This is a genomic window from Fructilactobacillus sp. X3R5C2, assembly GCF_059901175.1.
Genome location: NZ_JBWXVC010000019.1, coordinates 1 through 373 on the forward strand (window position 1 = coordinate 1; position 373 = coordinate 373).

The 373-nt window shown below is 38.6% G+C and carries 2 tRNA genes; both read right to left on the bottom strand.

From position 1 onward, the window contains the following. Nucleotides 1-94 precede the first annotated feature (94 nt). A tRNA-Ala gene (locus AC6UD4_RS07260) sits at nt 95-167 on the bottom strand. A gap of 31 nt (nt 168-198) precedes the next feature. Then, a tRNA-Ile gene (locus tag AC6UD4_RS07265) sits at nt 199-273 on the bottom strand. Nucleotides 274-373: the final 100 nt, after the last annotated feature.

A 373-nucleotide genomic window follows, 5' to 3' on the forward strand; every position in this document is an offset into this window, starting at 1 on the left:
TTATTTCTCGGTTAAAATTATAATTAAAATATAATTAATACAGAAAATAATATTATCTAGTTTTCAAAGAACAAAGTTGACACTTTCGTGTCAATGGAGAATAACGGGATCGAACCGTTGACCTCCTGCTTGCAAAGCAGGTGCTCTCCCAGCTGAGCTAATTCCCCAAAATATTCGATTGTCACTTACCAGTAACGATGGGTCTAAGTGGACTCGAACCACCGACCTCACGCTTATCAGGCGTGCGCTCTAAACCAGCTGAGCTATAGACCCAAAAGCGCGAACATTTATTTAACGAGAGTAAAACTCTCAAAACTAAACAAGACTTCAATAATGTAAGGTTTCCGAATTTTTCCTTAGAAAGGAGGTGATC